Origin of the sequence: uncultured Victivallis sp. (genome assembly GCF_944391105.1) — a bacterium.
Lineage (GTDB): Bacteria > Verrucomicrobiota > Lentisphaeria > Victivallales > Victivallaceae > Victivallis.
Window position 1 is genome coordinate 121510 of record NZ_CALXSK010000003.1, and the last position, 17164, is coordinate 138673.

18 protein-coding genes are annotated in these 17164 nt (G+C 56.0%); 8 read left to right on the forward strand and 10 right to left on the reverse strand.

All coding sequences use genetic code 11. From position 1 onward, the window contains the following. Positions 1-10 precede the first annotated feature (10 nt). From Q0K10_RS02375 to Q0K10_RS02400, 6 genes are all read left to right on the forward strand, one after another. Positions 11-910, forward strand: a complete 900-nt coding sequence (locus Q0K10_RS02375; RefSeq protein WP_294502654.1) for a type II secretion system F family protein — start codon at positions 11-13, stop codon at positions 908-910. Between the two features lie 3 nt (positions 911-913). Continuing rightward, complete coding sequence (locus tag Q0K10_RS02380; protein ID WP_294502657.1) at positions 914-1813, forward strand: type II secretion system F family protein; 900 nt, start codon at positions 914-916, stop codon at positions 1811-1813. Between the two features lie 9 nt (positions 1814-1822). Beyond that, positions 1823-3316 (forward strand): FHA domain-containing protein, encoded by a 1494-nt coding sequence (locus Q0K10_RS02385; RefSeq protein WP_294502660.1) that lies wholly within the window; start codon positions 1823-1825, stop codon positions 3314-3316. Positions 3317-3393: 77 nt separating this feature from the next. Then, a complete protein-coding gene (locus tag Q0K10_RS02390; RefSeq protein ID WP_294502662.1) occupies positions 3394-5673 on the forward strand; it encodes an FHA domain-containing protein in 2280 nt (759 codons plus the stop codon). After that, entirely contained in the window at positions 5666-5866 is a 201-nt protein-coding gene (locus Q0K10_RS02395) for a hypothetical protein (protein WP_294502664.1), read from the forward strand. Before Q0K10_RS02390 ends, Q0K10_RS02395 begins: the two co-directional genes overlap by 8 nt. A gap of 55 nt (positions 5867-5921) precedes the next feature. Then, positions 5922-6704, forward strand: a complete 783-nt coding sequence (locus tag Q0K10_RS02400) for a hypothetical protein (RefSeq protein WP_294502666.1) — start codon at positions 5922-5924, stop codon at positions 6702-6704. A 9-nt stretch (positions 6705-6713) separates the two neighbouring features. Here Q0K10_RS02400 and Q0K10_RS02405 read toward each other — a convergent pair whose 3' ends face one another. The 10 genes from Q0K10_RS02405 to Q0K10_RS02450 all read right to left on the reverse strand — a co-directional run bounded on the left by Q0K10_RS02405 (position 6714) and on the right by Q0K10_RS02450 (position 13662). Beyond that, entirely contained in the window at positions 6714-7559 is an 846-nt protein-coding gene (locus Q0K10_RS02405) for a serine/threonine-protein kinase (protein WP_294502669.1), read from the reverse strand. Further along, positions 7556-8629: a CpaF family protein gene (locus Q0K10_RS02410; protein ID WP_294502672.1), complete on the reverse strand. Its 1074-nt coding sequence runs from the start codon at positions 8627-8629 to the stop codon at positions 7556-7558. The genes Q0K10_RS02405 and Q0K10_RS02410 overlap by 4 nt, the downstream gene beginning before the upstream one ends. After that, positions 8626-9090: a hypothetical protein gene (locus Q0K10_RS02415; protein WP_294502673.1), complete on the reverse strand. Its 465-nt coding sequence runs from the start codon at positions 9088-9090 to the stop codon at positions 8626-8628. Before Q0K10_RS02415 ends, Q0K10_RS02410 begins: the two co-directional genes overlap by 4 nt. After that, positions 9087-9776 carry a TadE family protein gene (locus tag Q0K10_RS02420; RefSeq protein WP_294502674.1) on the reverse strand — a complete coding sequence of 230 codons (690 nt, stop codon included), beginning with the start codon at positions 9774-9776 and terminating at the stop codon, positions 9087-9089. Before Q0K10_RS02420 ends, Q0K10_RS02415 begins: the two co-directional genes overlap by 4 nt. Positions 9777-9779: 3 nt before the next feature. Continuing rightward, positions 9780-11492 carry a pilus assembly protein TadG-related protein gene (locus tag Q0K10_RS02425; protein ID WP_294502675.1) on the reverse strand — a complete coding sequence of 571 codons (1713 nt, stop codon included), beginning with the start codon at positions 11490-11492 and terminating at the stop codon, positions 9780-9782. Further along, complete coding sequence (locus Q0K10_RS02430; protein WP_294502676.1) at positions 11489-12166, reverse strand: TadE/TadG family type IV pilus assembly protein; 678 nt, start codon at positions 12164-12166, stop codon at positions 11489-11491. Before Q0K10_RS02430 ends, Q0K10_RS02425 begins: the two co-directional genes overlap by 4 nt. Further along, positions 12163-12711, reverse strand: coding sequence for a prepilin peptidase (locus Q0K10_RS02435; RefSeq protein ID WP_294502677.1), 549 nt, complete (start codon positions 12709-12711; stop codon positions 12163-12165). The genes Q0K10_RS02430 and Q0K10_RS02435 overlap by 4 nt, the downstream gene beginning before the upstream one ends. A gap of 76 nt (positions 12712-12787) precedes the next feature. Continuing rightward, positions 12788-13027 carry a hypothetical protein gene (locus Q0K10_RS02440; protein ID WP_294502679.1) on the reverse strand — a complete coding sequence of 80 codons (240 nt, stop codon included), beginning with the start codon at positions 13025-13027 and terminating at the stop codon, positions 12788-12790. A gap of 42 nt (positions 13028-13069) precedes the next feature. Further along, a complete protein-coding gene (locus Q0K10_RS02445; RefSeq protein ID WP_294502681.1) occupies positions 13070-13324 on the reverse strand; it encodes a hypothetical protein in 255 nt (84 codons plus the stop codon). A 152-nt stretch (positions 13325-13476) separates the two neighbouring features. After that, complete coding sequence (locus tag Q0K10_RS02450; RefSeq protein WP_294502692.1) at positions 13477-13662, reverse strand: hypothetical protein; 186 nt, start codon at positions 13660-13662, stop codon at positions 13477-13479. A gap of 168 nt (positions 13663-13830) precedes the next feature. Here Q0K10_RS02450 and Q0K10_RS02455 point away from each other — a divergent pair, with 168 nt between their 5' ends. Further along, the gene (locus Q0K10_RS02455; protein ID WP_294502704.1) at positions 13831-14448 is read left to right on the forward strand and encodes a sigma-70 family RNA polymerase sigma factor; all 618 of its coding nucleotides are present in this window, start codon (positions 13831-13833) and stop codon (positions 14446-14448) included. Further along, positions 14429-16501: a protein kinase gene (locus tag Q0K10_RS02460; protein ID WP_294502708.1), complete on the forward strand. Its 2073-nt coding sequence runs from the start codon at positions 14429-14431 to the stop codon at positions 16499-16501. The genes Q0K10_RS02455 and Q0K10_RS02460 overlap by 20 nt, the downstream gene beginning before the upstream one ends. The last annotated feature ends 663 nt before the right edge of the window (positions 16502-17164 follow it).

Sequence of the window (17164 nt, forward strand, 5' to 3'; positions counted from 1 at the left end):
AGGAGGAGCGATGGCATCACTCTCTCTCTTGCAGCGTTACGGCGTTTACCTGCTGGTGCTTTTTGCCGTTGCTCTGCTGGTCTATATTCTCATCTCGCTGATTCAGTCATTCAGCATGGAGCAGGCGGACCGGAAGATTCGGGAAAACCGTTCGGAAGGGATGGCGAACAATATTTATTTCTTCATTGGTCGAGCCACGCTTCAGCAACTTCAACTTTCTCTGGGAATTCTGCTGGCGGGGGGCTTGATTACGACGCTGATTTTCTGCCAGGTATCTGAGTCGTTGATTATTGTTCCGGTCGCGGCGCTGGCTTTTTTTCTCGGGATGGCCGCTCCCTGGTTTTATTTTTCTCAGAAGGCCCGGCGCCGGGCGGAGCGGTTCGAGAACAGCATTCTGGATCTTTCGCTGGGGCTGACCAGCGGTTTGCGGGCGGGACAGGCGCTGCCTCAGGCGCTGGAGGTGTTCTCCCGGCGGTGCGAGGGACCGTTGAAGGAAGAGCTCATGATTGTGATCCGGGAGTACCGGCTCGGGCTGGAACTGGCGGAGGCGATGCAGCGGATGTACAACCGGATTCCCTGTGAGGATCTGCAGTTGCTGATCATTTCGATCCGGCTTACGACGCAATCCGGCGGCAGCATGGTGGAGGTTCTGGAAAAGATCACCCGGATGATCCGGGGGCGGACCGAGTTTCATCAGAAACTCAAAGCGCTTACGGCTCAGGGGCGTTTTGAGGCGCTGGCGATGGCTCTGGCTCCGCTGGTGGCGTTTCTGCTGCTTTTTTTCATCAACAATGATCTGATGCTGCCGATGGTGCAGACGTTGATCGGCTGGTGTGCGATTGGTGCGATGCTGGCATTGGAAGTGATCGGTTATCTGGTGATCCGGTCGATAGTGGACATCAAGGTGTAGCGAATGAAACAGATTCTTATCTATGCGTTGACCTTTTCCGTGATTGTACTGCCGACGTTGTTCTTCACCGTGCTTGCGGGGAAACGGGAGAAAAAGGCTGTCGTGGAGCGGGAGCATTCGGTGTGGTTGTTCTCGCTGCTGAAACCGTTTACCGATCTTTTGATCATGGCCGGTGTCGGAAATTTTTTCCGGAAGGTGTTTCCCGGCCGGTGCGCAGAACTTCAGAAGCAGTTGAATTTTGCCGGATTGAAGTTTTTCTCCGTGGAGATCTACTGCATGCAGCTGTGTCTGATCGTTTTCTTCGGAGTTGTTGCCGGTTGTGTGACGGCGGGTCTGGTGGACGAGGAGAACCGGATCTCCATTCCGGTTGCCGGGGTGATCGCCGCAATGATCGGCGGGAGTCTGCCGGGAATCGTGATCGGCAATCTGGTCAAGGAGCGGCGTCTCTCGATTCTGAAGGCGATCCCTTATTCGATTGATCTGATCGCGTCGGCGATGCGCGGAGGTCTGGACTTTTCAGCGGCAGTGCGTTTTTACGTGAAGCTGGGCATCGACAGTCCGCTGACGGATGAGTATTCCCAGATGCTTCGCGAGATGGAGCTCGGAGTGGTTCGAACCGTTGCGCTGCAGAATATGGCCGATCGGATTCACATCCGGGAGTTCACTTCGTTTGCGGCGGCAATCGCCCTGGGAACCGAACTCGGCGCCCCGCTGACCGAAACGATGGAGATTCAGGGGGAAGAGATGCGCAAAGCCCGTTTTGCCCTGGCCGAATGCAAGGCGCAGCGCGCGCCGTCTCTGATGCTTCTGCCGATGGCGCTGTTTATTCTGCCTGCGGTATTCATCATCATTCTGACTCCGGTTTTTTTGAAGATGCGGGAGGCTGGAGTTCCACTGTTCTGAGGGGAAAATATGGAGAGAGCAGTTCATTACAAGATCAGGTTTCTGACCGGCGAATTGGCCGGCCGGGTTTTTGCCGTGCGGAATTCCGGAACGTTGATCGGGCGGCGCCGGGATGCCGACATCCGTCCGGGCGGAACGGATATCGGGGCGGAGCATATCACGCTCCTTCCGCAGACCGATCGCGGAGTTCTGCTTCATGTTCACGGGAATGAGTCCGCCCGGGTGAACGGGGAAGAGGTGATCGGGGAAGGAGATGTCCTGCTGACTCCCGGCGCGGATGTGAGCATCGGGAAAGAGTTGACATTCGTTCTGGAGGAGGATGATTCGCCCGTCGATATGGATTCCGCGATGGAGGCCTCTTCGGGCGATCAGGAGGAGGCAACCGAGGAGCTTTCCGGAGAGACGGCTTCGGAGGAATCGGATTCCGCTCGTCCGAACGAAGCGGATTGTACGCGTTACGCCTCCGCCGCGGAGCTGGAGGATCTTCGGAAATTCAACCGCAGCCGCAGATGGCGTCGCCGGATTGTACTGATCGGTGGAGTTGCGCTTTTTCTGCTGATCATCGGTGGCGCCTATGTCATCTCAGAAATGCAGCTGGAAAATCCGGTCACCTGGCCGGGAGAGGTCTCCGGTGAGTATGACGACGGGGAGTTCCGGATGGAAATCGAACCGGACGGGAAATGTCTTGTCTACTATCCGAAAACTCCGGTGACAGTTACGAAAAGCGAGGGGAACAACCATGAAATCATGACGGCGCTGGGGAAGAACATGGATGTTCCGTTTCATCTTGTCTTCACTGTGTCGACTGTGCCGGACGGGTTTCGGACGACGCGGCGGAAAAGTTTCGACGAGTGGCGGAAACGGGTTTCGGAACAGGAGGGATTCGCGTTTCTGGAGGAGCCGAAACAGGAGTTCTATCGCCCGACGGAGAGCGGCTTCCCCTATTATCTGCTCTCCTACACCCGTCAGGATAAAAATTTCCGCTGGCAGGGATATGCCAGCTACATGCGCTACCAGGACAAGGAACTGGTTCTGCTGCGGGAGGTTCCGGCCAACCATTTCTGGCGGTCCGACCGGGTTCTGCGGAGTTACGGCGCTTTTGTGGTTTCCCCGGCGATGGTGGACCACTACTGGGAGATTCCGGAGGTGCGCATGACGGAGGACTCCACCCGGCTGCTGCAGCGCGCTTCGTTCGAATTGCGGAAAAACATTGCCGCGGCAGTCTGGGATGACGTCGATCTGATGCTTCGGACGCTGCTTTGCCGGGCTTATGAAACCGGCGATCCGGTCCTGATCGCGGCCGTTGTGCCGCTCTGGCGGGAATTCCGGGAAAAACAGCAGGTCTGGTATTCGCAGTGCTGCCTGGCGTTTCAGACTTATCAGAGGGCGGGAAATTTCGAGGGCATGAACCGGATCATCAATGAGTGTCTTCGCCGTTTTCCTTCTCCGGACGACCATCGTCATGTGAAGATCATGAAAAACATCTGGACGATTGAAGAATGAGCAGAATATTTCACAGACACGGGAAAAGCAAAGGCGCCTCGGATGTTCTTCCGAAGGTGAAAGAGCGGAAATGTGCCGTGGTACGTCTTCTTGAGTTCCGCTGTCGGGGGAAACTTCTCTATTCGGCCAAGAGCGATACTCTGGGGGAGCGGGTGCGGATCGGCCGGGCGGAAGACAACGACTGGGTGATTCCTCCTCAGGACCGGGTTTCGGCCGATTATCAGGCCGAGTTGAGGATCGGCTCCCGGGAGATCCGGCTGCAGGCATGTGGAAAAAACAAGGTCCATGTTCATGGGCGGGCGGTATCCGGCTGTGTACTCAAGTTGAACGAGCGGGTCGCGATCGGCGACTGCGAACTTTTCGTCAAACCGGCGGAAGTCGGCGCCGCCCGTCCATGCGACGTTCATCGCCTGGAGGCTCTGAACGGGCCGCGCGAAGGGGAAATGATCCGTCTGGAGAAGAATCTGATCCGAATCGGTTCCGCAGAGGAGAACGACATCGTTATCCGGGATGATGTGGTTTCCCGCCACCATGCCGAGATCCGGATCGCGGAAAACGGAGAGTCCTGGATTCGGGATCTCGGCAGTGTCAACGGCACTTTTGTGAACGGGGATAAACTCGGCCGTCAGGAACGCATGCTGATGGATTCGGATGAAATTGCCATTGCATTTTTCGATTTTCTGTTCCTCGACCGGAACGTTCCGCACACGCGTTCTCAGATCGGGCGGAAGATTCTGGTGATGGGGATTACACTGCTGGTCATTCTTGGCATGTTCGGTGTATTTTACCTCTCCACGCCGCAGGCCTCCCAGGTGCTTGCCGCGGCGGAGTTTTATATTCGCCGCGCGGATTTCGCGACGGCCCGGCGGCTGCTCGACCGGATGCCGGAGTCGCGGGATTACCAGAAGTACGAGAAATTCCATCAGGAACATCTGAAGAATATTGCCCGCTACGAGAAAACGTTTGCATTCTGGAACGAGTTCAAAAGGCACCTGCAGAATTCGGAATGGGAGGACGCCGCCGAATGTTTCGGGCGTCTGGAAATCGAAAACCGGTTTGCCTGGAACTGGGAGGATGCCTCGGTCGATGAACGGATGGCTCTTGTGCGGCGCGCAAAATCCCTGCTGGACATTCAGTTTAAAATCCGGGCCCTTCTCACGTCGATGGATTCCGAACCGGAAACCCAGCAGACGCTGTTGACCGAGCTGAAACAAATGCCGCTTCTCGCCTCCGCCGAGACGGATGAACCGGAATGGCTCCGGCCTCTGCGCGGCGAGATCGGCCGTCTGATTTCCGAGTTGGAAAACAACTGTGCCGTTCTGGCTCAAATGAATGCGTTGCTCGATCAGCTCGGGAGTGAGACGGCGACGTTTGACAAGCTGATTGCGAAAATGGAACATTTTCGGACGATCACCTCCGGCAGTATCCGTGTTCGGGCCCAGGATTTCTCCGATGTGCTCAAGCATCTGGAGAAAAACCAGAATGAAGTCCTCGCCAATCAAAACGCACTCGTTGCCATGCGTTTTGCACAGATCAGGCCGGATATTTCGTTCGTAACGCCGGACGAATGTATGATCAGCAGCCGGATTCTGCAGAAACGCAACCAGCTCGTAGAACGTCAGGAGGCGCTGCTGCGCAATGCGGAAACCTTGAAATTTCTGCTGGCGAAACTCAAGAACGTCGGTGTCGACGGGGAACAGATTCCTGCCGTCGCTGCGGAGTTCGCCTCGCCTGAAAAGGTCGGCAGGGCGCTGCAGTTTGACTGCCTGAAGGGGAAAATGCCCGATCTGCGCCGATCTGCTCCGGCCGGGGATTATGACCGGATGTTCGGCATTCGCTATTTTTATGAAATGGTTCAGCAGTCGGCGGTTCTTTCGACCAATCTTTATTCCGACGATATTGTTCCGAGCCTCGAATTTCAGCCGGAGTGCATCGCCCTGGCCGCCCTTTACCGGACGGTGGAGGAGACGAATCTCTGGCTTTCTCTGCCGGAAAATCGCTGGATGCTCAGCGGAGAGACGTTGAAGCTCAAGCAGCATTGCGAAAAGCTGCTGGAGCATCGCTCCGCCATGCTCGCCATGTTCAACCGGATGGCGGAGTCAGCGACCGGAACGCGGGTCTATTTTGTGGCCAAGACAGCATATTTCTATTTTTCTCCATCCTCCACGATTTCTGCCGGGGAGATGCGGCAATATGCCGCGGCCTGGAAACGTTTCCGGGCAAACCAGCAAACGATGCTGGAGAAATATGATCCGCTGAAGCCGGAAGTGGCAGCCGGGATCGGGCAGGCGCTTCTTTCGAGCGGAATCCCGGGGGATCCGCTGGTCAACTGGGTCTGGGGGCTGAGTTATGAATAAAAGGCGGCGCATGGCGAAAAAGCGGAGTGTTCTGCTGGAATACACGATTCTGCTCTGTTCGATTCTGCCGCTGGTCTTTGCCGCGTCGGCTTCGATCTACTCGCTTTCCGGGGGATCGTTCGGACCGGTCGGCAGAGGAATTGTCGCGTTGTATCAGAGAATTGTCACAATTATTTCTCTCCCGGTTCCCTGAAGATATGGCTTGGGGTTTCAGGAAAAAAACGGAAACGGAACTCGATGCGGAGGGAATGTTTCCCGCTCCCGCGGAGTCGGACGGAGCGTTTGCAGCGCGTCTTGAAATCCTCGCCGGAGAGCTGGAGGCACTTCAAAACGGTTCCTCCGATCTGCTGTCGCTCATCGGGGAAAGCCGGCCGCTTTCCGGTGAGATTCGTGAGGCGGCAGGTCGGTTGACCTGGGAAAAATATCGTTTCCGGGCGGAGTGGGTTCCCGGCTGGTACTCTTCCCGGCGGACCGGTTTCTGGTCGGCCGGAATTCTGCTGGAGGTGGATGGTTCGCTGCCATTGCTCTTTCTGCACGGAAAATTTGCCCGCCGCCGCCGCCGATTGGGTTATGATGCCGCGGAGACGCTCGCCCACGAATTGATTCATGCGGTCAGAACCGCATTCCCCGCTTCGGTGTATGAAGAGTATTTTCCCTGCCAGATTCATGCTTCGGCATTCCGGAGGGAGTGCGGAAATCTTTTCCGGAAGTGGTACCTCCCGCTGCTGTTGTTCGGCGGAGCGGCCGCCGCTCCGGTTCTGGCGGCTGCGGGAAGTGTGTTCTGGATTCTGCCGCTGGCCGGACCGGTGCTGGTCATCGGACGGGAGTTTCAGATCAGGCGCCGCCTCCGGAAGGCTGCGGACGCACTGCGTCGCGAAGGGGCGGAGCCGTTGCCGGTTCTGCTTCGGCTCTCGGATCGGGAGATTTTCGATGCGGCCGCTCTCTCTCCGGCGGAATTTATGAAACGGAGGAACTGCTCCCCCCGCTGGCAACGGCTGCTGGAACGCTTTCCGCTCCGGGACGGGGCCTGAACGGTGTGGTCAGTTGCGCTTCGGCAGTTCCATTGCGTCGAGTTCCGCGAGAGCTTCCGCCGCACTTTGCGGGCGCAGTTCCGGAAGCGGTTCGAGCATTCTCGCCAGCAGACGGGCCGGTTTTTCCGTCGCGACGGCTTTCAACCGGTCGACGGGAGGGGCGGAACGGTCGGCAAGGATGAATCGAATGATTTCAGAAAAGCTCCCTTTCGGCCGCAAACGTTCTCCGGTCAGCGCCTCGAAGAGCACCGCCGCCAGGCTGTAGAGATCGCTGCGACCGTCGACCGAGGTGGAATCCCGCGCCTGTTCCGGTGACATGCAGGAGGCGGTTCCAAAGATCTTCCCCCGCTCTTCCGGATAGTCGGGCAGGCGAACCAGTCCGAAGTCGCCCAGCCGGAAATCGCCGTCGGTGGTCAGCCAGATGTTTTCGGGTTTGACGTCCCGGTGAACGATTCCGTGCGCGTGCAGCACCGCAAGACCGCAGAGCATGTCATGCAGAAGTTGAACCGATTCCGCCAGAGAGAGTTTCCCATGATCGGAAAGGTAACGGCGCAACGTGCCGCCACCGGCATATTCCATCACCGCGTAAGGAAGGCCGGAGACCGTCTCCCCGCAATCGAATACCCGGATCAGAAAAGGGCTCGGTGCGGATTGGAGAAACTCGGCCATCGCATAAAACTGCGCAATGCGCGGATGCTCCGGGCGCAGGAACTTGACGGCGACCGGAGTGCGATTCTCCCGGCAGAGGGCATACCAGCATTCCGAACAATCACGCACCCGCAGAGGGCGTATCAGCTGAAATCCGGAGATCTGCTCTCCTGCAAAGAAGAACGGCATGGGGGATTTCTGCTTCATCGGTACTCCGGCAGTTCCAGGTGAAGCAGTTCGGCATCACCTTGGAACGTCGGGCGCTCACCGAGTATGAATCCGCCGGAAACGCTCCCGTCCGGAGCGACGGAACGGGTCTCCCAATGCATCAGCGAGCGGAGACGGTATTCGCCGTTTTCGAGCGGAAGCACTTCGGCGATTTCAACGATTTTTCTCGATCCGTCCGGCAGTCGCATCGTGTGAACCACGCAGTTGATGGCGGAAGCGACCTGCATCCGGATCGCCGTGAGCGGCAGGTTCGCTCCGCTTAAAATCGCACAGGTTTCCATGCGGCTCAACGCATCGAGCGGACTGTTCGCATGGATCGTGGACATCGAACCGGAGTGGCCGGTATTCATCGCCTGCAGGAGATCGAGCGCCTCGCCGCCGCGAATCTCCCCGATGACCAGACGGTCGGGACGGAGACGCAGCGAAGCAATGACCAGATCGCGGATTGAAAACTCCCCCAGGCCGTTTTTGTCGGGTTTGCGGGTTTCAAAGTAGACGCAGTGCTTCTGCTGAAGCTGCAGTTCGCTGGCGTCTTCAAGCACGAGAATGCGGTCGTTCTCCGGGATCAGCCCGCTCAACGCATTCAGAACGGAGGTTTTGCCGGAGGAGGTCCCTCCCGAGACGATGGTGTTTTTCCGCAGTTTGACGATTGCGTTCAACAGAAGAACGCCTTCGCGGGGAATGCTGCCGAATTGTTCGAGCCGGTCGATGGTCAGCATCTCCTTTTTGAATTTCCGGATCGAAAGGATCGTTCCGCAGCGGCTGATCGGCGGGATCGTGGCGTGAACGCGCGATCCGTCCGGCAGTCGCGCATCCAGATCCGGATGCATTTCGTCGAGCTGGCGGTCGACCGATTTGGCGATGTTGACTGCCGCGGCTTTCAACTGCGCCTCATTGGCGAAACGGGCGGGGGTCTCTTCGAGCTTCCCGTTCCGTTCGATGTAGATCTGCGAAGGACCGTTGATCAGGATTTCGGATACCTGGTCGTCCGCCAGATACTCCTTGACCGGGGCCAGAAACAATACCAGAAATGAGGAATTTTCGTTCATTGAATGATCTCTCCTTCAAACTCCATTTTCTTCTCCCGCCGATAGGAAAAACCGGTCCGGTTCGTTCCGATTTTCCAGATCAGCAGAGTCAATTCATATTTCCCGCTGGAAAAGGTCAGAATGACTTGCGGTCTCAAACTCTCATCGAGCGTGATCTGTTTTTCCGGCCGCCAGGACTGGCTCTGAAACCAGGCGCTCAGACGTCCGCGCGCCGATACGAAATTCGCGGCAATCTCCCCGGAATACTCCCAGCTGTTCTCCGCACAGCGCTGCGCGGTCACGCCGGGAGGCAGCCGCAGCGGCGGCAATGTCTCCTGAACTGGAGAACGGCGGAACGGTCGATCCCCGACGGAAGGCTGTCCCGCCGCCGGACGCGCCGGTTCACGCAAAAGCAGGAGCAGACCCGTGCCACCGCAGAAAACCAGCAGGAAAACGACGGCAAAAAGCGGTAACTTCTTCAATTCTTTTTGCTCCACTTTTCATATTTGTCGTAGCGCTCGTAGAATTTGATTTTTTCCGGTTCCTTTTCCTGTTCTTTCGTATCGTCCTTGTATTTGGGGTCGTCCAGAAGTTCGATCTTCCACTCCTTGGGATATTCATCATCTTTCGAATCGAATTTCCAGACGTTGTGTTTCGCGACGAGACTGGAGTCCCAGTGCCGTTTGTCGGTATTGGAGCTTTTCGTGCGCATGATGATGCACTGCGTGTATTTATTTCCGTAACGGGAGGAGGTCATCTGCAGCTCCGGAATCGAAAACGGCCTGCTTTCGCCCCGCGCCGTATAGGGCATATTGATCCAGTTGTCGAGGAATTCCGGCCGGGTTTCGATCAGCGTGGTTTTGGACCCGATGAACTGCAGAAACGAATGTTCTCCGGTCAGAGCGCGTTCCTGCGAGGTCGTGATCAGCGTGGTGCGCGGAAACATCTCCTGCAAGGCCGTAATCGCCGGCAGGCGCGTCGAGAACCGATTCCCGGCCATCCAGACCCCCCAGTGGTCGGCCGCCCGCAGGTTGACTGCATCGAGCGACTTCATCCCCAGCCAGAGAATCCCGCCGATCGTGGCCATGTAGATCGGCAGAACCAGCACGAACTCCATCAAGACGGAGCCGCGACCGGAGGAGAACAGATTGTGTCGACTTTTCTTCATGATTCAATGGCCCAGATAATCCCGCAGTTTATCCCACTGGAGTTTGCCGTCCTTATCCTCTTTCCCGTCCGTGACAAGGCCGGCGGGCGGTTGGAGTTTCTCCCAGTCGGGCAGATTTTTCTCGTTGATCTTTTTCCCCGTGCCGTCGACCCAGTTCTTTTTATCGAGCATGATCTCCTTGAGGATGTTGCCGCTGCCGACGGTAAAGGTCTGCGCCTCGCCGACTCCGGCACACAGATCCCACGCATTGCGGACGGGGAGCATGACGGCGTCCCAGTCGGTCTCCACAAGATTCCACGCCTTCTCGCCGTCTGCGATGGTGTATCCGAGCAGGTAGTCGGCACTTTTGCGCTTTTTTTCCTTGTCTTTCTCATAGGATTTGTAGCCTGCGCGGGCGGAGGCGATCGCGCACATGTATTCCGGGCGGTTTCCTCCTGCCACCGAGGGATTGAACGCCGAGAGAATCGAGGGCGCCGTGAGCGAGCGCCCGCCGCTGAAAACGGAGAACGGATTGCTCGTCTTTCTCGCGATCGCCACCGTGATCGAACCGCCTTTCCCGAAGTAGAGCGGCGTGAGCGTCAGCGGAATCGCGGGAGGCACCACCAGTCCGATCGGCAGATTTTTCTTGATGAGCGGGAAGAAGCTGTCGTACCCGTGATACTCCGGATGTCCTCTCCCTTTGCCTCCGCCTGGGAAAAACGGCGGCATGTGAAGCTGGATCTCCCCGAGATTCACATGAACCCAGCGGGTCCAGAACCAGTCCCATTTCGCGTACAGATGGTCTTCGGTCTGCTTGTAGACTCGCCAGAAGCCGACGGGACTTTGCCGGACGATCCAGTCGTCGGTTCCGGGGCCGAACACCTTTTTCGGTGAAAAATCCTTCAGGGTCGGATCCGCGAAGGAGATGAACGTCTTTTCATACTCCTCCGTGCCGGGCATCGTGAAAAAGCAGGTGTTCGCGTCCCCCACGGAGACGTTGATCATATAATCGTCCTTGCACTCCATCATATTGGCGGCGGCGATCTGTCGTGCGGTTTCCTTCACCTTATCGGGATACTCCTGGCGCAGTTTGGTGAGTTTCGCCATCATCCGGGTGATGTTCAAACTGTATTCCGCCACCTTGGGGATGTTGGCAACGGAGCCTTTCCCCTTGGTTTCCGCGATCGTCGTATAAACCAGCTGCGCCAGGAGAAAACGGTCGAGCGTCCCCTGACCGTTGAATTTCTTCGCAAGTTCCGGCACTCCGACACCGGTCCCCACCAGAGTGAGGGTAAGGTCGAAAACCACAAGATCCGTTCCGCAGTTGTAGTGCACCCCCGGCACGTGCATGTGACACGGGGTGTTCTTCTGGCGAACCATATTGAAATCCTTCTGGAACTGGAGAAACACATATTTGCAGAAAGTGTCCATCGCCAGATCGAGCGAACGTTTCTGAAGGTCGACGTATGTCCATGCCATCGCCTTGTTCACGGTTGCAATCCGGCTGAGGTAATCCGCCTGAACCGCCGCGGCGGAGTAGGCGGCAGCATCGGCGGCATTCTGAAGCTCAATTTTGTTGCGCACGACTTCCCCGATTCCGTAAATGCCGATGACGAGCAGATAGATCGGCATGACGAATGCGAGCGTGATCGCCAGCGCAGCGCCTTTGCTGTCTGTCGCCAGTTCCCGGCAGCGGCCGGAAAAAACGGTCCATATGGTTGGATTGATTTCGTTCATCGGGTCAACGGATAAAATTTGGTTGCATACGGAATCGGGATTACACAGCTTGAAGTCAACGTGATGTACGGATACTTCAGATCACTCTTCTGACCGCTCCCCTTGACTTCCATTTCGTTGGCATATTGCGAGAGCAGAGCCGGATTGAGTGCATAGGCCTGATTGTCCAGCTTCTCCTGCCATTTGCTTTCCTCTTCGGTTTTCTTCTCCTTTGCAAAGAAACTGATGATCCGCCCCGCGACCGGCACCTGGAGAAACATCTTGAACTTTACCGTGCACTTGACTCCGCGCGGGTCGAGGTCCACGAGCGGAATCTCGACATCCACCTGCTGATCAAGATATTTCGTGTTCGGGAGCCGCCCCCAGCCATCGAGTTTAATGTACTTGTCATTGGCGCGGTCCGCGGCTTCCGCGGAGTCCGCGGGCGAGGCGGAAACAACTGCGAGGATTCGTTTGACCACGGTCTCCGCCCGGCCTTTCCGCTGGAGATTGTTGACCGTCATGGCGGAACGCGCTCCCATGTAGGCGGAATAATGCACCACCTGCCAGGTGATCATGATATAGGCGAACTGTACGGCAAAGAGAAACAACACAAACAAAATGGGAAAACAAAAGACGAATTCCAGCAGAGCCGCCCCATCTTTGCGTTTCAGAAACGAAAATTTTTCTCTCATATCGCAACCTCCATGGAATAAAGAAGTTGCAGGAGAAGATTCAAAAAAAGCCCGGTGGCGATGGCCATCCCGAACGGAACCCGGCAGCTTTCGGTTTCCGGAGGGGGAAGATTCCGCCGTCCCTCGGCGCGGTCATAGCGGAAGTCGAACAGACAGCGGCAGAAATGTTTGATTCGTGCCGGATCGACCTTGCGCAGGAACAACATGACGCAGGCGAGCACCAGCCCGGCGAGGGAGACCAGAAGAACCAGATTCAAAGTATTGCCCGGTCCGGCGATCAGTCCTGCGGCGAACAGCATTTTCACATCTCCGGCTCCCGCCGCACGCAGGAAGAAGGGCAGCAGCAGGAACAAGGCTGAGAAAAAGGCCGTAACGAGCGAACCGATCAGGTAATTCCCGCTCACTCCGAGTGCGATGGCCGCCATCACGAGAATTCCGCCGATCACCCATGTGTTCGGCAGCTCATGTTTTCGGAAATCGCGAATGGACAGGCAGATCAGCCATGGAGTTGCCAGAATGATTTTTCCCAGAGTCAGATAATCCATCCGTAATCCGTTTCATAAAAAAGACGGATACCCGCCAAACGAGCATCCGTCAAGATTTCTCTGTTGAAGACACGGGTTACTTATCGTAGTTGTGCATGGCCTTTTCGTGGTCATTGGCCGCTGTGATGTCCTCAGCGGAATTTTTTTTCAGTTCGCCCTGATAATTCTCCGCCCCCTTGGCGTTGCTCATGGATTTGGTTGCAACATTCATTTCATGGGAGACGTTTTTGCCGAACATGATAACCGCGACCACAACAGCCGCTGCAATCAGCACCGCGATGATGACATATTCCATCATGACGGCACGCTTTTTCACGATCATTCTCATCCTGCTCCCTCACGAAAAAGCTGCTGTTACTTACTTATTATCATAATTATGCATTGCTTTTTCGTGGTCGTTCGCGGCTGTTATGTCGCTGGAGACATTGCTCTTAATGTCTTTCTGGGAGTTTTCCGCACCTTTGGCATCGCTCATTGCCTGAGTTGCAACGTTCATCTCTTTGGAGACATTCTTGCCGAACATGATAACCGCGACCACCACCGCCGCTGCAATCAGCACCGCGATGATAACATACTCCATCATAACCGCGCGCTTAACCGAAATTCTTCTCATAAGTCGATCTCCTTGCTTCAAATGTGTCATTCCTTATGGGATAATATACTGTAATGCTTTGTTTTTTCAAGGGGCATTCCGGAAAAGCAGTCAAAAAATTGGGGTTGCACTGTTTTCATCAACGATTCAGCGGGATTCCTGCGCTTCGAGGCTCACAGATCAGTCGGTTGCTTCGGCCGCGCCAACTTTCGTCGTGTATCGTTTGCAGTCACGCAGACGCAAATGCGCGCAAAAGATCGGACTCCGCCCTCAAAATAGAGTTTCACAGCCTTGAGCTTGTCGACCGCCGAGTAACGGATTCCAATCTGATTCGGTCCAGTTTCCGGTGCATCCTGCATTTCACACCTTCCTCTCTTGTCCAGAGAAAAGTGTTATCCGTTTTTGCAAACTCTTCAAACCATTTTCCCGCAGCCGGGCATAAGAAAAACGGACCGGGCATTCTTTTTTAGCTGACTTGCATTTCCTGAAAAGCTAATGTATTTTATCTATAACAGGAGATACGCCAAATGCCCTTGAAATACCCGACCACCTCGCGAACGCTGCTGGACAAACTCGCTTCGGGCGATGAGATCAGCTGGGATGAATTTTTTATTCGATACAGTCCCATTGTGAAAGCCATTGCCATATTCAAGGGGTTGAGCGAGTCTGATGCCGATGACATCTGTCAGCAGGTGATGACCCAGTTTTTTCAGCAAAGCAGACGGTTCAAGTTCGATCCCGGCATCGCCCGTTTCCGAACCTATTTCGGCCGGATCGTCCGGAGCAGGATCGCCGATTTCTACCGGCGGAAACGGGAAATCCCGGTGGCCGAATTTGAGCCGCTCCCCGTTGAGCCGGAAACCGAACGGCTCTTCATGGACGAGTGGCGACGAATGGTTTTGAACGAGGCGGAAATGCAGCTTCGCGAACTTGTCACGCCAGAGACATTTCAAGCGTATCAGCTGTTCGCCGTGCAGAAGCGGCCGATGGAGAAGATCACCGCCTATCTGAACTGTTCTCCCAATCAGGTCTATCAGGCGAAAAAGCGCTGTTTCGCCAAATTACGGGAGATTCTGCGGCGCATGAACGAACAGGATCCGGAGTTGAAACTGGAGTTGTCGACCTATGATATACCGGAACGGTGATCGGCTTTGCAACTGCACATTGCTGCAGAAATGCGGCAGCGGCTCCTACGGCGAGGTGTGGCTGGCGGAAGATGCGATCGGAACGCGCGTCGCGCTGAAAATCATCGCCAATCACGGCAGCTATTCCGAACGGGAACTGGCCGGACTTCGAAACTACAGGGAGTGCAATCATCCGAATCTGCTCAAGATCCGCTACGTCGAGATCACCGAAGATCGGATCTGCTGCACGATGGATGCCGCCGACGATCTCAATCGAGGGGAGGGGGAATATCTGCCGGATACCCTCGCCAACCGTCTGCAGCGATCCGGGCGGATGGACGGCAGAGAGATCGCTCTCATGCTCGACGGTCTGCTTGCAGGGCTGGAGGAATTGCACCGGCGAAAGCTCGTTCATCGTGACATCAAACCGGACAACATCCTGTGGGTGAACGGTCGTCCGACGCTCGCCGATGCCGGATTAATCGCGCCGGACGGCAGAGGTTCGCTGGTCGGAACGCCGGGTTTTCTCTCTCCGAAACTCATGGCCGGACATGGTGCGGCGGATGCGAGCGACGACTTCTACGCGCTGGGCAAGGTGATCTACTGCGCGCTGACCGGCCTGCCGGTCCGGGAGTACCCGGGGCTTCCGGAGGAGATGACCATCAGCGTGGATGCGGGATTGAACCGGGCGTTGCGTGAAAGCTGTACACATCCGGTTTATTCGGCAGCGGAATTCCGCCGGTTGCTGCAGGGGGAACAGGATCAATTTGGGGGAAGAAACGAACCGCGGCGTCCCGGCCGGAAATCATTTTGCGCCGGCATCTGTTCGTTGGGGAAAGTTGCTGCGTGGGGAATCTTGTTGTTTCTGATTGTCGGCTCCCTGCTCGCGGGGCTCCTGCTTTGGGGACGGGTGAGGGAGATGGAACAGCGCCACATTCCGGAACCGGTTTCCGCCATGTCCGAATCCGAATTGCATGCGCGATTGAAGGAGGCGGAAGAAGAACTTGCGCGTTCGCAGGAAAAAATCGCCGAGGCGCAGCGTCAGCACCAGGAGTTTCTGGAAAAAATGCAGGAACAGAAGGCGAAGTGGGAGAAAGAGCTTAAGTTTTCGGCTTCGGACTCCCCGCGAACCGGTACGCCAGGGTCTGCGGTGACGGAGGAGAGCGTTCCCGCTCCGGCTCGCTCTGCCGGAAACGTCGCCCGGCAAAAGCCCGTGGTGACGGAGGAGAGTTTTCCCGCTCCGGCTCGCTCTGCCGGAAACGTAGCCCGGCAAAAGCCCGTGGTTGCGGAGGAGAGTTTTCCCGCTCCGGCTCGCTCTGCCGGAAACGTCGCCCGGCAAAAGCCTGCGGTTGCGGAGGAGAGTTTTCCCGCTCCGGCTCGCTCTGCCGGAAACGTCGCCCTGCAAAATCCCGTGGTTGCGGAGGAGAGTTTTCCCGCTCCGGCTCGCTCTGCCGGAAACGTAGCCCGGCAAAAGCCCGTGGTGGCGGAGGAGAGCGTTCCCGCGGGAGAGAAACCATATTCTGTCACGAAGGAGATGGAAACGCAAAAAGATCCGGACCGGGAGTTGCAGAAAGAAGTACAGAAACTCGCCGTGGAACAGTTCCGGAAACTCGGCTTCTTTTCGGATGGGGGGCGGCTGCTGCCGGTGCTGTTGGAATATGAACTCCTGACGGCGGACCAGATCTCGGATCTGCTCCTGAAGGGCAGCGGGAATCCCCGACTGCAGACGAAAACGGCAGGAATGAGAGGACGTCGGGCGCCTTCGCCTCTCGAACAGGAATTGGCGAGGATCTGCAGCCGTTTCTTCTATCCGGATTTCGATCCGGATGTGGTGAAGCGGCGCCAGAACTATTGGAGAGGGGCATCCGGGACGAATGCTGGAAAGCAAAACGCGATGCTGACGGATGACCCCGTCATGCAGGCTGTGGCACTGGATGCTCTGATCCGTTCCGGAATCAACCGGATTCTGGTGAACGGGAAGTTGCCGCAGGAGGAAAAAGAGCTTTTGCGTTCCCTGTTGCTGATGCGGTACAGTTTGCTCGACCCGGGCAGGGCAAGGTTGTATTTCGACTGATCCCGAATCGCCGGGAATGTTCTCTTTTTTTCAATTCCCGCGACAAATTGCGATTTCGCCTGCGAATAATCAGACAGGGAAGTGAATATTTCCCTGCGTTGATCGAAAAATTTTCCATGCAGACAGAGCTGTGATTTGATTTTAACGAAATGTTGTGTTATGTTTTATCCAAAGCAACAGAAAGGATGAAACAGCGAACTGACAATTTTTTAAAATCATAAATATTCGCAGTCTTCAAGCGGATCGACTCAGGAAAACGCCAAAGTACAGAGAAAAGATCGCTGCCTGGAGTGCGCTTTGATATTGGCGTACTCTGTTTGCATGGTCTTTTCGGGTATTGGCGTACCTCCTGAGTCATGAAACGGGGTACGTCTTTTTTTTACGCTTGGCTCTGAAAGGGGGACGGGACAAAAGGAATTACTTGACGGGTGCAGTTGGGTGGAAAAGCAAAATCAATTTGTCCAGTTGCTTTCACCTGTATTGTTGTTGTCATATTTTTGGAAGTTTCAAATCGATGACGGCCTTCTTCTGTCGGGATATCCCCGGCATGAATGGGTCGTATGAAGAAATTTATTGACATCAAACTGAAAGGAGATGGTATGATAAATAGCTGACGTTCGCGGTTTCTGCTTGTGGCGTGTAATTTATGGCGATTAACTTACA